Source organism: Vibrio sp. 16, assembly GCF_963681195.1.
GTDB classification, from domain to species: Bacteria; Pseudomonadota; Gammaproteobacteria; order Enterobacterales; family Vibrionaceae; genus Vibrio; species Vibrio sinaloensis_D.
The window spans coordinates 580,143-595,210 of record NZ_OY808997.1 but is presented as its reverse complement, the minus strand read 5'-3'; the positions used below and the strand labels follow the sequence as shown (position 1 = coordinate 595,210).

Genomic DNA, 15,068 nt, shown 5'->3' with positions numbered 1-15,068 from the left:
GCAACACTGCGGCTTTTCATTACACTTTAAACTGATTAACGAGCTGTTGTTGGTTTTTCGAAAGCTCGCCAATCTGCACACTGACCGTCTCAGACTCTTCGGCTTGCGATAATATCTGCGCGCTGAGATCTCTGATATTACTGACGCTTTGGTTAACCTCTCCAGACACCGACTGCTGCTCTTCAGCTGCCTTAACGATTTGGCTGTTCATATCATTGATCGAAGCAATCGACTCAAATATATGGCTCAATTCGCCCACCGCTTGTTCAACTTGATTTGATGAATGCTGCGCCAGTTCATTCCCTTCTTGGATGGCTGACACCACATCCTGGGTACCCGTTTGAACGCTGGCTATCACTTCTCGAATTTCACCCACCGAAGACTGTGTACGACTTGCCAAGTTTCTCACTTCTTCTGCAACCACCGCGAAACCACGGCCTTGATCGCCAGCTCGCGCCGCTTCAATTGCCGCATTGAGAGCAAGCAGATTTGTTTGCTCAGAAATGCCTTCAATCACCGTTAAGATCTCGGTGATATTCGCGTTGTTTTTGGCGAGGTCTTCAACCACTGGGACTGCCGAGGTCATTCTCTCTACCAAACGTTCCATTTCATGTTGTGACTTCTCGATAACCTGCTGCCCAACCGATGCTGCGTCGTTGGCTCTTTCCGCTTCTCTCACAGCCACTTGCGCATTTTGTACGACAAGTCCAGCGGTCTGAGTCATTTCCTCGGCCGCGGTCGCGACTAAATCGACCTCTTTAAACTGAGCGTCACTACTGCTGCTGGTATTTTGCGCCGCGACTTTTGATTGCTCTGAAGTTGTCGCAACCTGCATTGTGTTGTCGATAATATCTTTAATTGTTACTTGCAGCTTACCTAAAAAGAGGTTGAAACCGTTGGCTAACTGGCCAATTTCATCGCCTGATTTTACTTCAATCCTTTGAGTAAGGTCGCCTTCGCCAGACGCAATATCGTCGAGTCTTGCAACCACTTCGCGTATCGGCTTAACCAAACGAGACGCCATAAATGCCACGGTGAGCAAACCGAAAATAACCAAAGCCGAGCCTGCCAATATTTCAGTCTGAATACTGGCGCTCACCTGCTCGCTGATGATGTTATCCAGTTGTACTGCATCCCTTAAAACGCTGCTTCTTGGCATATCAAACAGCACGCCCCAAGTTTGGTTGGCAACCACGATAGGTGCAAATACGGTCAAGCGCTCGCCATCGCTACTCCAATGAGTTTCTACCGATTGTCCAAAGAGAAGATCGGTCAGCTGATCACCCGTTACATAAGCGCTGTTAAACGGCTGACCAAGCGTTTTGCTGCTATCATCACTGGCGATCAAAGTGCCATCGAGACTGACAATAGATACCGAGCCCTGCCCTTCAAACAACTTTGCATCTGATTCAACCGCCAACGCCTTAAGCGGGTCGAGGCGCAAATCGATACCAAAAAATCCCACGGCCATATCATCGATCAAAATAGGAACGGAAAGCGAAGAGGCAAGAAATGAACTGCCTTGATGATTAACCTGTTTGGGAGAGGAAATACACGATGCGCCACTGGAAATCGGGCAAAAGAAACGTTCACTATTTTCGTTCGCAGCAAGGGTGGACTCAGCCAACACATTAGGGATGATGTTTTCGCCATTCTCAGCGGTCACCCAGTACGGAGCAAAGCGTCCTTTTTCATTCGAACCCACATATTCCGCCCCTTCATAATTGGCATCTTCATTGTCGAGCATGTTGGGTTCAAACACCAAATACGCACCTTGAATCGAGTCAAAGTTAAGCACCGACTTTCTGACCATCTCATCCAACGCCGTTCTGAGCTCTTCACTATCACCAAAATTTTCTTCGCTATTGGTCTTTTGAAATAGAGCGCTCGCCGCGAGCATTTCTGCGCGGTAAAGCGCTTCATTCAGATATTCTGCCACCACCGTCGCATTCAAGCGCGCTTGTGTCTCAATCAGTTGCTCTGATTTCTTGAGTACCGATTGAGAGCTCTGTTGCTTGATCAATTGTTGATTCGTGACCGCGTTATAGATAGAGAATCCAATTAGAGATAACGATGTGAGGAGCAGGCAGCACCCTGCTAATAAAGAGATTTTCCATTGAACAGATAGAGTTCGCATATTACATCCTTTTTAGCGGACACTTTGTGCATCCACACCACAGCGAGCAAAATATTAACAATTTAATTACAACACAATGCACTGATATATCAATTAAAAGTTTACGAATGTGTTAATGCGAATCAAACGTTCGCGTTACTTTCGTATCCTTAGAAAGAAAGTGATAACATCGAATAAATTTCGTCACAGAAAAATAAAAAGGAATCCGGATGAAAGTCATCTCCTTCAACATCAACGGGCTTCGCGCCAGACTTCACCAACTGCAAGCGGTCATCGATAAGCATCAGCCTGATGTGATTGGTTTACAGGAAATCAAAGTACACGATGAAGCCTTCCCTCTCGAAGACGTCGAGGCGATGGGCTACAAAGTCTACTTCCATGGTCAAAAAGCCCATTACGGTGTCGCGATGCTGTGTAAGAAGGAGCCAATTTCGATACAAAAAGGCTTTCCGACCGATAATGATGAGCACCAAAAGCGCATGATTATGGTGACGTTAGAAGATGACAACGGTGAGAAAGTCACCGTACTGAATGGTTACTTTCCTCAAGGCGACAACATCGGTCACGAGACAAAGTTCCCGTATAAACGCCAGTTTTACAAAGACTTGATGACTTACCTAAACGATCATCACAACAACGATGAGCAGTTGATCGTGATGGGTGACATTAACATTAGCCCAATCGATGCCGATATCGGTATCGGTGAACCAAACCGCAAGCGCTGGCTGAAAACAGGTAAGTGTTCTTTCCAACCGGAAGAACGTCAGTGGCTACAAACTTTGTTAGATTGGGGCTTTGTCGATACTTTCCGTCAGATTCACCCTGACGTAAATGACCGTTTTTCGTGGTTTGATTACCGCTCTAAAGGCTTCCCAGACAATCGCGGACTGCGCATTGATGTGGTATTGGCAACACCTAAGCTCGCAGCGAAATGTATCGAAGCCGATATCGATTACGAATTGCGTGGCATTGAAAAACCGTCTGACCATGCGCCAATTTGGTCAACGTTTAAATAGTTTTTCAAAGTGACAAATACAAAAATCCGGAGTCATACTCCGGATTTTTTTACTTCTCGCGCTGCTAATCTAGATTAGATTGCGATGAAATCTGCTTTGTAGTCTGGGTTAACGTCCGCTTCGTAGTCAACACCTTCCACACCGAAACCAAACAGCTTCAAGAACTCTTCTTTGTACTCAACGTAATCAGTAAGCTCTTTTAGGTTTTCAGAAGTGATTTGTGGCCACAGATCACGACAGTGCTGTTGGATGTCATCACGCAGTTCCCAGTCATCTAGGCGTAGGCGGTTTTTCTCATCCACCTCTGCTGCGCTGCCATCTTCTTTGTACAGACGTTGGCTGAACATACGGTAGATTTGCTCCATACAACCTTCATGAACGCCTTCTTCACGCATCTTCTTAAATACCATTGCAATGTACAGTGGCATTACAGGAATTGCAGAACTTGCTTGAGTCACTACAGACTTAAGAACAGCAACGTTTGCTGTGCCGCCAGTTGCTGCTAGTTTCTCATTAAGAGCTGTTGCTGCGCGGTCTAGGTCCATCTTCGCTTTACCTAGCGCACCATCCCAGTAGATTGGCCAAGTTAGCTCAGTACCGATGTAGCTGTATGCCACAGTCTTACAACCGTCAGCCAGTACACCTGCTTCAGATAATGCATTGATCCAAAGTTCCCAATCTTCACCGCCCATTACAGTAACAGTGTCTTTGATCTCTTCTTCCGTTGCAGGTTCAACGCTTGCTTCGATGATGACATCTTTGTTGGTATCAACTGCTGTTGAAGTGTAAGTCTCACCGATAGGTTTTAGAGATGAACGAACAAGCTCACCGGTTTCAGGCATTTTACGTACTGGAGACGCCAGTGAGTAAACCACCATATCAATCTGGCCAAGATCTTGTTTGATCAGCTCAATTGTCTTTTCTTTTGCTTCGTTTGAGAACGCGTCGCCGTTAAGGCTTTTCGCGTAAAGGCCCTCTTCACGCGCAAGCTTTTCAAAGGCAACTGAGTTGTAGAAACCCGCTGTGCCTGGCTTTTTCTCTGTGCCTTCTTTTTCGAAGAAAACACCAATGGTTGAAGCACCGCCACCAAATGCCGCAGCGATACGAGAAGATAGACCGTAGCCACTTGAAGCACCAACAACAAGCACACGTTTAGGTGCATTTTTGATTGGGCCTTGCGCTTTAGTGTAAGCAATTTGTTCTTTTACGTTAGCTTCACAGCCTACAGGATGCGTAGTAGTACAGATAAATCCGCGAATTCTAGGTTTGATGATCATATTCAACTTCCTTAACAAAACCCCGCTAGGATAAAAGGTTCAACATAAAATCGCATCTAATTTCTGTAAAAATGTCGCTAAAATGCAAGTGGTTGGAGCACTTTCAAGCGCTTCTGCTAGATTCCACGCAAAACAAAGGCACCTCGTTGAGATGCCTTATTGGTGTGCTGGTTAAGCACGGTTTTGACCAAAAATCGCGATATTACGCTGCGCTATCTAGCTTCGCTTTACGCTTTTTTGGCTCACCATGAGTGCGAACTTCGCTGAAATCATGGCTAAAGTGGTCAACTTGAATCGCTTTGTAGCGCAATTTGTCCGCTTCGACAATTTGATCCACTTCCTCTTGCGTTAGGACATTCGCCTCCAAAGCTTGCGCCAAGCGGTCTTTCAGTAACCCTTTACGCGCGACTTTACCCTCTTTGGCAGCTCGCATCAGTTTACGCTCCAAGCTCTTCACGCCATACATAGCCAAGAAAGCATTTTCCATTAAGCCTACGCTGTCGTTTTCATCCGCACCGATGTAGCAAAGATGAGTCAGACGGTCACGGTGTGCGCCCGGAGTCATTAAGCTTTCCGCCAATTTGACGGTTAGGGTATCGCTTGGTTTATGATAGTGATTACCAATTGGGAATACCAAAACTTTCAATAGGCGACCGACCGCTCTCTGTGGGTAGTTAGTAAACGCTTCTTGAAGTGACTGAGCAGCATGGAACAAACAGTGCTGCACTGCGTAGTGAACATAGTCTAAGTCTTGTTGCTGACGCCCTTCGTCTTCATACTTCTTCAGTGCCGCTGACGCCATGTACAGGTAAGCAAGCACATCACCTAAACGTGCTGAGATCATCTCTTTACGTTTCAGATCGCCACCCAAAGTTGCCATCGCGATATCTGCACTCACCGCCAAAGCACGGCTTAGGCGAGTCATCTCTTTGTAGTACGTCTGAGTTGGACCGCTCATGTTCGCTTTGATAAAGCGAGAGCCCGTCAATGCTGCACCAAATGCACCGAAGGTGTTCTTCATTGCGTGACCAATGTGCTTGAACAGCAGATCATCAAACTCTTTCGCGCCCTGCTTCTCATCTGGATTTGCCGCCGCTTCCATCTCCTTAAGGACGTATGGATGACAGCGTGTCGCGCCCTGACCAAAGATCATCAGGTTACGGGTCAGAATGTTTGCGCCTTCGACCGTAATAGCAACTGGGATACCGAGGTAAGGCGCTGCCAAGTAGTTCATTGGCCCATCTTGTATAGCACGACCAGAGTGGATATCCATCGAGTCATTAAGGATCGTTCTCGCCATTTCGGTCATGTGGTATTTGGCAATTGCGGTGACAATGCCTGGTTTTTCTTTCAGGTCGAGCGACGTCGTCGTTAATGTGCGGCTAGCTTCAAGCAGATACGTTAATCCACCGATACGACCAAGCGATTCGGCCACACCTTCAAATTTACCAATCGACATACCGAACTGTTTGCGAACATAAGCATAAGCACCTGTTGTACGTGCTGTTAAGTGGCCCATTGCCGTGCCTAGCGCCGGTAGTGAAATACCACGACCTGCTGAAAGACACTCCACCAGCATACGCCAACCTTTACCTGCGTATTCTTGGCCACCGATTAACCATTCCATTGGGATAAACACGTCGTTACCGCGTGTTGGACCATTCATGAATGCAAGACCTAGTGGGTCATGTCGCTCACCGATTTCCACACCGGTATGGTCTGCTGGAATCAACGCACAAGTAATGCCGAGCTCTTTTTTCTCGCCCATCAAACCGTCAGGGTCGTACATTTTAAATGCAAGACCAAGAACCGTCGCAACAGGTGCTAGCGTGATGTAACGCTTGTTCCAGTTCAAACGAATACCAAGGACTTCTTCGCCTTCATGCTCGCCGTAACAAACAATGCCTTCGTCTGGGATACCGCCTGCATCTGAGCCAGCTTCCGGCCCCGTCAAGGCAAAACAAGGAATGTCAGTCCCGTCTGCTAAACGCGGTAGCCAGTAGTCTTTCTGCTCTTGGGTACCATAGTGCGAAAGAAGTTCACCTGGGCCGAGCGAGTTCGGTACCATCACCGAAACCGCGGTACTGATACTGCGTGTTGCTATACGCGAGACGATGGTCGAGTTCGCCAATGATGAGAACTCACGCCCACCGTATTCTTTGGAAATGATCAGTGAAAAGAAACGTTCTTTACGCAGGTATTCCCATACCTCTGGCGGTAAGTCGCGATCTTCTTTCACGATTTTATGGTCATCCAGCATTGCCAGCAGTGTTTCCAGTTCATTGTCCATGAACGACTGCTCTTCTGCGGTCAACGTTGGTGTTGGGTATTGGTGTAGTTTGGTGAAATCAGGACGACCAGAGAACAACTCTCCATCCCACCAAACGCTACCCGCTTCCATTGCTTCCTTTTCGGTGCTGGATAGTGGTGGTAGCACTTTCTTAAACATTTTGAAAGCTGGGTCACTGATCCATTTTTGTCTTAGAGAGCTCATAATCCGATCCTTTTGTTCACTGTAGGTGTTCCAATATTTTTCTTATATGTATTCGTAGAGTTTTAGTGCGTTATTCCGCAGCGACGCCTGCTGCTAAAAATGGAATAAGTTGGTCGACAACCGATTTTGCATCCATCGATTTGCCATAATCATTTTCTGCGATTTCAAGCAGAGCTTGGCTCGAAGCCATAGTGAAAACGCAAGTTCCGAGCGTAAAATGCAGCCGCCAAAACAAATCTTCTTGAGTCAATTTAGGGTTGGCTTTCATCACTGAATCCGTAAATAGAGACAAGGTGTCTTGATATCGGGTGGTAATAAACCAGCGTAAGTGACCTTGAACATCGGTGTACCCGCGGCCGATCAGCAACATAAAACGGCTTGTCCCATTCGGTCTGACATCATTTAAGTTGCGCAGCGGTGCTCTGAGCGACTCAAACACATCCGACATTTCATAGTGATCGTTCAAGTTCAGCGTAATCAGAGCATCCTGCACCGCTGGCATAAACGCTTCTAGGTATCGATTTAGTACCGCTCGAACTAACGTTTTCTTATCTCCGAAATGGTAGTTCACCGAAGCAAGGTTAACCCCTGCTTTACTGGTTATCGTACGTAGAGAAGTATCATTAAACCCGTGCTCTGCAAAAAGCGCTTCGGCGACATCAAGGATTTTTTCTTTGGTACTGTTTCTGCCTGCCATTTCAATCACTCGTATTAAACAACTGTTTGAAATATACACCTGACACAAATAATCAACAAGCTGTTAACATCACATTTTTGCGCATTGGTCCGACCAGAACATTTTTCAAGCAGCTAAACCGCTGAAAGAAAAAAATTAAAATTTTTCCGTTTTTTATTGAACTGTTTTGAATTACGCCAGTCTGATTAATTGTAGTTAGCAGAGCATTTCCTAAGTTGACAGGCCGTCGAACTTGTTTTCTTACTGAAGCTACTAATTTACGCAGCTTTTTCTTATTAACTCCTATGTTTGTATCCGCCCAGAGCACTGTTGCTCTGGGCTTTTTTTATCTTCATGATTAGGATCATTTGGTCCACTAGCCCGATTTAGCTAAAATAGCGGGCCGCTTACCCTCGACGGCTTCGATTTATGAAATTAGCTGACACCCCAATAACCCAACACCAATTTGACGATATCGAGTTTTATCTAAAGCGAGATGACCAGCTGCACAGCCACTTTTCAGGAAACAAAGCGCGAAAGTTTATGGCGCTACTTGAACAACCGCATGAGCAGATAAAGACACTCATCAGCTATGGAAGTGCACAGTCGAATGCGATGTACTCCTTGTCAGCGCTTTGCGCAATCAAAGGGTGGCAGTTTGAATTCTACGTCGACCATATACCGCAATGGCTCGCCGAACACCCACGCGGAAACTATCGCGCAGCACTTGAACTTGGTGCGAATATTCATGTTACTGGCCAGTCTGATCTTCATCCTGAAACTTACATTAAGCAGGTTCGTCAACCAGATGAGCATTGCCTTATCGTCCCAGAAGGTGGGCGTTTCGCACAGGCTGAACATGGCATCGCTCAGTTAGCACGAGAGATCCTTTCTTGGACTCGGTTTCAAGCCGGGCAAAAGTTTGTTGTCGCGCTCCCCTCCGGAACGGGCACCACTGCGCTCTACCTTCACAAACATTTGGCAGCTCATGGAATAGAAGTGATTACTTGCCCTTGCGTCGGCGGTAAGGAATACCTTAAGCAGCAATTTGTGGATCTAGGTGAAACCAGTTTTCCGACCATTTTGGAGCTGCCGTTTAAGCACCACTTTGGTAAATTGTATCAACGAGACTATGAAATCTGGCATGAACTAAAACAGCAAACTCACATCGAGTTTGACCTGCTATACGATCCGATGATGTGGCAATGTCTACACTATTGGTACCCAGAGAATCTCGACAAGAAACTGATTTACGTTCATCAAGGTGGGCTACTTGGCAACGAGAGTATGCTGCCGCGATACGAGCGAAAATACGGAGTCTTCTCACAACATGAGGAGTGGTAAGGCCATGAAATCAAAAATTTGCATGCTCAGTCTGCTGCTGTGTGTCGCGAGTGGTGCACAAGCAGAAAAAGTGGTGGGGCTACCGAGCCAGTCCGATGCGACGAAAGCGGTTATTGGCATCGGAGTTGATGCCAACCAAGTAGGTAAACGAGTCTGCTACTATCAAGATCAGGCCTACTCACTTGGCGCTATTTTGCAAGTTGGTGAGCACTATCTGATCTGCCAAGCAGCCAATAAGTTCGAAACCAATGGCAGTTTACTGTGGGAGCCTTACACCCCACAGCAAACCGAGCCAGACAACAAACGCTAAGTACGAATATGGTGAATCGCACCATTTAGATCGTCGACATTGCGTTTTAGATCGAGAACTATCGGTTCCAGCTGATTGATGGCCTCATTCATATCCGATGACAAGTTCTTGATATTAGACAGGTTACCTGAGATCTCATCACTGACCGTCAATTGCTCTTCAGTCGCTGCGGCGATTGACGTATTGAGTTTATGAATTTCAATTGCAGAGCCTTGGATGGTGCCAAGTGCATCGTTCGCAACGCCCATATTTTCTCGCGTTGACTGCATTTTTTCCGAGCTGCTTTGAATCGTCACCGTCGACTGCTTCGCTTTTTCTTGCAGCGTTTGAATAATGCCTTCAATCTCACCCGTTGAATCTTGGGTTCTTTGCGCTAAGGAACGAACTTCATCAGCAACCACGGCGAATCCTCGACCTTGTTCACCCGCACGGGCTGCCTCTATCGCCGCATTCAGCGCCAACAAATTCGTTTGTTCGGCAATGGCTTTAATCACATCCAACACGTTACCAACATTGTTCGATTCTTCAGCCAATTGTTGAATGATCTCTGCGGTGTTGAGGAACTCGCCCTCAAGTTGTCCAAACTCTGAGGTGGTTTTATCAAACACTTGCTTACTGGTGGAGGCTTCTTTTTCTGCGCTGCCCGCATACTCCTCTGCCATATTGGTGCTTTGTGCAACGTTCGAAAGCGCCGCTGTCATCTCTTCCATTGCTGTGGCGGCCATTTCCATCTCTTGGTTCTGCTGGTTCGCCATAGTGATGTTGCGCTGTGTGATGCCTTGGATCGCTTCAGAAATCTGAGAAATGGTCGAATTCACTTGGTTTATCTTAGTGATGGTCGTGGCGTAACTAACGAGTACTTTATTGATGGTCGTGCCAATCACGCCGAGTTCATTTTGGCTTCCATCTTCAACCCGCAAGGTCAGATCGGAATCCACATCAACTTGCTTGAGGACTTTCGCCATGTCATCAATCGGTTTTACTACTTTGCGATTGACAATGACGTATCCCACAATTGCAATAACAAACACAGCAATCAAAGAGATGTTACCGATCAACACGGTTGTTCTCACATCTTGAGCAGCGTTGTTGAACTGAGAAGAGGTTCGCGCTTCTAGAGCGGTAAAAAACTCATCAATCGGCGCCATGATTTTAGCTTTCTCTTGATGGTATTGCTTACTATGGAGTAATTGCGCTGCCATAACTAAATCAGGTTCGCCTCGCTTGGTGTAGTTGCCACTCGCGTCAGGATAGAGCCCTTTTACCGCATTCATCGCTCTGACTTCCATGTTCACCAAAGCATCAGAGTTACCTTGCGCTTCTTTCAGCAACCGAAACTCTTTATCAGTGAAGCCGAGATCTTCCATCATGGCTTGAAGCGAGACTCGCTTGCCATCTGGCTTGGGCTTTTCACCGTAATTTAGAACCAAATCCCAGTAGATGGTGTGATAGTTTTGTGGTCTTGGCTTATCCCCATTTCGAATCGCGAGGATGTCCATGTACATTTTTTCGTAGGTCTCATCGCCTGTCAGTACGTAGGTCCTACCCAGACGTGTTAAGTCATCCGAACTCTGTCTGAGCTCATCCGCCGCTTGGTACGATTGATACCGCACCTTAGCCATTGTATCCACTTGCTGCAGTAGACCATTGAGCTGTAACACCGTAACCACACTGATGATGATACCGAGGCCTATTACAACAAACACCAATTTCATAGTGTTGTTAATATTCATATTGATTTCCCCTATCCTTAAAGAAAACCGCCTAACGTTGTCTATTTATCTTGGAGCTACTCGGTGTGCCTACTTCATTCTGGCTGTGGTAGCTTATCTAGTAATTGTTTTGCCTGCTCAAACTCAAAGTTCTCTATGAGTTCGATAAGTTGTTGTTTCTCTTTTTCATTCCATAAATCACAATGTTTAGCCTGATTGATAATATCCAATGCTGTTACATCATAATTCTCAACTTTATCCACCAAGCTCAGGTACATTGCTTTCATCTCATCACATGATGGTTGATCAGACGTGGTGTGTTTACCGCGCCACGCTTGCATTTGCCCTCTGAGCATAAGAACCATATGCTGAGCTTGATCCGCCACTTCAATGGCACTGCCATCACACGCTTTCACTCGTTTTTCAATTGTTATCGCTAAGTCGGTCAAATCATGGATCCCTAAGTTTGCTGAGGCTCCCTTCAGGGTATGCGCCATTCTTTCGGCGCCTTCCCAATCTTCTTTGGCGATGATCGCTCGCAGTGAGTGCGTATCTATTTTTTGAGCGTCTAAAAAGCGTTCCAATATGGAGAAATACGAATCGGCGTTACCACCCGTGTCGAAGATTGCTTGGGCAACATCAACCCCTGTCAGCTCTGGGTAGGATTCAGTCGAAGACTCTTTGTCTTGAGGTGGAGATACGCTTGGCGGCTGATCGCCCTCAAGCGGTAAATATTGCTGTAACGTTTGATAAAGGTTGGCGACATTGATCGGCTTAGCTATGTGGCCATTCATCCCGGCGTTAATGCAGCGTTCGACATCACTTTGCATGGCATTGGCCGTCATGGCGACAATCGGCAGTTCTTGCCATTCGTCTTTTTTGCGAATTTCTTGACACGCTGTAATGCCATCCATCACCGGCATTTGCATATCCATCAGCACTAAACTGACCTTATGATGGCCAAGCATTTTTATCGCTTCTTGGCCGTGATTGGCCACCAAAACGTCTAGGTTTGTATCGCTCAATAGTCCGAGCGCCACTTCTTGATTCACTTCGTTATCTTCGACGAGCAACACGGTCTGCTTCTCGAAACGAGGTCGAACATTATCAGAAGGGGTGACCTTGCTGGTAACGTGTTCAATGCCAAAGCTGTCCATTACAGCGTCAAGCAAGTTGGATGGATTGACCGGCTTAACGATAAGCGCATCGATAAGTTTGCTGCTCTGCTCGGTCAATGAAAGCTCGCGCCCATATGCGGTAACCAGGAAGACTTTGCAATGAGGTAGGAGGCGCTCATCATGGGCCTTTTGCAGCAGTTCTAGTCCATTCATACCCGGCATAGTCCAATCAACAAACAGCATGTCGTAGGCACGTTCTTTAAGCTCGTCGAGTGCTTCGTAGGCATTGCTGACTGCCTTGGCATCAAAGTGCATGGCGGTGAGCAACGTTCGCAAAATACTGCGTGCAGAATCATTGTCATCAACGATTAGCGCACGTTTACCCGCGAGCGCACTTACTGGCTCAGAAAGGTCACGCATTTTGGCTTCTTGCAGACCACAATCGATGGTGAAACTGAATACCGACCCAGTACCTTCTGAACTCGACACCACAAGCTCGCCACCCATAAGCTCGACAAGCTGTTTGCTGATGCTCAGCCCAAGCCCCGTTCCACCAAATTGTCGCGTAATGCTGCTGTCTGCTTGAGAAAATGCTCTAAATAGATGCTGGATTTTCTCTTTCGCGATGCCAATTCCGGTATCTTTCACCGAGAATCGGATCGTTGCTCGATTCTCATCCAATTGCTCGACCAAAGCAGAGACAACGATTTCGCCTTTTTCGGTAAACTTCACCGAATTACTGCACAAGTTAACCAATACCTGACCTAAACGAAGTGGGTCTCCCACCAAGCCGATCGGGACTTTAGGGTCAATATCGAGCAAGAACTCAACCCCTTTCTCATGGGCTTTGTAGGAAACAACATTGACAAGATTGTCGAATACTTCATCAAGACTGAAGTCGATTGACTCTACAGTAAGTTTACCGGCTTCAATTTTGGAAAAGTCGAGAATGTCGTTGATAATACCGAGCAGGTTTTTGGCCGATTCATTAATCCTTGTGAGGTATTTTTTCTGCGAAGGATCAAGCTCTGTATTGAGTGCCAAATGCGCCATGCCAAGAATGGCATTCATTGGCGTTCGTATCTCGTGACTCATATTGGCCAAGAAATCCCCTTTCGCTTGGCTCATGGCATCGGCCAGTTCTTTTGCTTCTCGCAACTCATTTTCAAACTGCTTGCGCTCTGTCAGATCGAGTAGAATGCCGACAATGCCAGAAATTTCGCCATCCCCATTGCTGAAGGACGCTTCATACACAAGCATTTCGCGGTTTTGACTACTGCCATCACAAAGAGAGAGCTCGTAGTTTCGACTGCCTTTTGTTTGACGAAGCTCTTGGTGAACGGTCGTAAACACTTGACCAGTACTGGCATTGAACACCTCATTGGGCGTTCGGCCAACGATCTCTTGCATCGTTAAACCAAACATTTCACAAAATTTCGCGTTTACGGTGAGATATTTGCCGTGAGGCGATAAGCAATACATTGGGTTTGGTGTCGCATTCAAAATCTCTTGATTGAGCTGGGACTGCTCAAGCACTTTTTTCTCTGCTTTTCTTTGCAACTCCACGTTTTGGCTCAATTGAATACTGACAGACAAATCATCGAGCATTTGAATCAGCCATTGGTATTGCTGCGGAATTAAAACATCAACTGTGCCAAGTTCAAGAAGCGCCACTGGCTTACCATTGACGCAAAGTGGGAAGTAGTAAATCTCGTTCAACTCCAACGACGCGCCATTCACCTGCATAGCGTATTTGCCTTTCAGAGACTTCATGCTATACGGCTCCCCTGACAACAAAACACTCATTTCGGTCGCAGAATCATCTCGAATTACATTGGCACTTCCTTCACCAAAACCGACTCCCGCAATGCGCGTTAACACGTCATCTTGGTGGATATAGACCCCAATCTGTTGAACAGGAAATTGGTGGAGGAGGAATTGTGTCACCTCTCGTGCTAGGGCTTGCGTCGATTGACTGGTACGCAAAACAATATTGAAATCTTTGACCAAGGTATTGTGGCTCAATTGCTCGGATATGTGATGGAACACCACATTCAAGCTATCGATAAATTTTTGCAGTTCCGCATAGGCGGTTTGGGTAATCGTAAACGCGTAGTCTTTCCGTTTCACTTGACCAACAACGGTGCGCAGCAATTGACTTAACGGGCTAATGTAGAGTCGCCAAAGCAATAAAAACGAGACTGCAATGGAGAGCAAGAGGATGCCCAATATGGCGCGCTTGACCGCTTCATACTTATCGGCAAGAAGGTTTACCTCAGCGATTTGTCCTTCAATACGGTCTAGAATCGATTGATTTGCTGAGGCGATGGCTTTCATGATTCTTTCTTTCTCGGCGAAGTACTCGTTGCCATAAAGCAGTGATTGCGCCTTTTCAAGGTCGGGCTCCCCCATGTAAACCAACTTTCCATCGTCAACTTGCTGATATCCCTTAATAGCCAGAAATGCTTCACGTTCGAGCTGAACTAAAGAATCTGACAACGCCAGCGCATTTTTGAGCTCAAAAAACTCGACCGCACTGATCCCTGAATCTCTGATTCTATCTAACAGCGGTTTACTACTACCTAGGGTCAATATGGTTAAATCGAGCTCCGCATTGGCGACCACATCCCAGTACTCATATTCGTTACCCTCAGGTATGGGAGCTTGGCCAGTCCGCACACTTAAAACTCGATTGAACAAGGTTTCCCAACGCTCATCACCAGTCACGCTGTATGCACGCGCAAATTTGGTCAAATTGTCAGAGCTTTGCTTGAGCTCATGCGAAAGTCGATAAAACAAATGAAGTTGCTTCTGGTGATTGCGACTATCAACATGCAAATCGGACAGCTTTACCGATACGGCAAACATGGCAACAGAGCATAGGCCCATCGCCAAAAACAGTACGGTAAATAAAATTCGGATTGATGGCATCGACATCTTCTAATACTAATGAGTTAAGGTGATTTTCAGCACTACTTGACTAT

9 protein-coding genes are annotated in these 15,068 nt (G+C 46.5%); 3 read left to right on the top strand and 6 right to left on the bottom strand.

Annotated features, from left to right (window positions below; translation table 11 throughout):
* Positions 1-19 precede the first annotated feature (19 nt).
* Entirely contained in the window at positions 20-2,137 is a 2,118-nt protein-coding gene (locus U9J37_RS02670) for a methyl-accepting chemotaxis protein (protein ID WP_322413886.1), read from the bottom strand.
* 209 nt (positions 2,138-2,346) lie between these two features.
* Between U9J37_RS02670 and xthA the strand changes: the two genes are divergently transcribed.
* Positions 2,347-3,153 carry an exodeoxyribonuclease III gene (xthA, locus tag U9J37_RS02665; RefSeq protein ID WP_005470474.1) on the top strand — a complete coding sequence of 269 codons (807 nt, stop codon included), beginning with the start codon at positions 2,347-2,349 and terminating at the stop codon, positions 3,151-3,153.
* A 74-nt stretch (positions 3,154-3,227) separates the two neighbouring features.
* On the opposite strand, the gene fabV is transcribed toward xthA, so the two are convergent.
* The 3 genes from fabV to U9J37_RS02650 all read right to left on the bottom strand — a co-directional run bounded on the left by fabV (position 3,228) and on the right by U9J37_RS02650 (position 7,621).
* The gene (fabV, locus tag U9J37_RS02660; protein WP_005470337.1) at positions 3,228-4,430 is read right to left on the bottom strand and encodes an enoyl-ACP reductase FabV; all 1,203 of its coding nucleotides are present in this window, start codon (positions 4,428-4,430) and stop codon (positions 3,228-3,230) included.
* Positions 4,431-4,632: 202 nt separating this feature from the next.
* Positions 4,633-6,924 (bottom strand): acyl-CoA dehydrogenase, encoded by a 2,292-nt coding sequence (locus tag U9J37_RS02655; RefSeq protein ID WP_005470463.1) that lies wholly within the window; start codon positions 6,922-6,924, stop codon positions 4,633-4,635.
* Between the two features lie 70 nt (positions 6,925-6,994).
* Positions 6,995-7,621, bottom strand: coding sequence for a TetR family transcriptional repressor PsrA (locus U9J37_RS02650; RefSeq protein WP_038138730.1), 627 nt, complete (start codon positions 7,619-7,621; stop codon positions 6,995-6,997).
* A 408-nt stretch (positions 7,622-8,029) separates the two neighbouring features.
* Between U9J37_RS02650 and U9J37_RS02645 the strand changes: the two genes are divergently transcribed.
* Positions 8,030-8,944 carry a pyridoxal-phosphate dependent enzyme gene (locus U9J37_RS02645; RefSeq protein ID WP_005470521.1) on the top strand — a complete coding sequence of 305 codons (915 nt, stop codon included), beginning with the start codon at positions 8,030-8,032 and terminating at the stop codon, positions 8,942-8,944.
* 4 nt (positions 8,945-8,948) lie between these two features.
* Positions 8,949-9,254, top strand: coding sequence for a DUF1496 domain-containing protein (locus tag U9J37_RS02640; protein ID WP_086028686.1), 306 nt, complete (start codon positions 8,949-8,951; stop codon positions 9,252-9,254).
* On the opposite strand, the gene U9J37_RS02635 is transcribed toward U9J37_RS02640, so the two are convergent.
* Both U9J37_RS02635 and U9J37_RS02630 read right to left on the bottom strand, forming a co-directional pair.
* Positions 9,251-10,987: a methyl-accepting chemotaxis protein gene (locus U9J37_RS02635; RefSeq protein ID WP_043886650.1), complete on the bottom strand. Its 1,737-nt coding sequence runs from the start codon at positions 10,985-10,987 to the stop codon at positions 9,251-9,253. The two genes, U9J37_RS02640 and U9J37_RS02635, sit on opposite strands and share 4 nt — an antisense overlap.
* Positions 10,988-11,061: 74 nt before the next feature.
* On the bottom strand, positions 11,062-15,015 hold the full coding sequence (locus tag U9J37_RS02630) for a PAS domain-containing hybrid sensor histidine kinase/response regulator (protein ID WP_043886651.1): 3,954 nt from the start codon (positions 15,013-15,015) through the stop codon (positions 11,062-11,064).
* Positions 15,016-15,068: the final 53 nt, after the last annotated feature.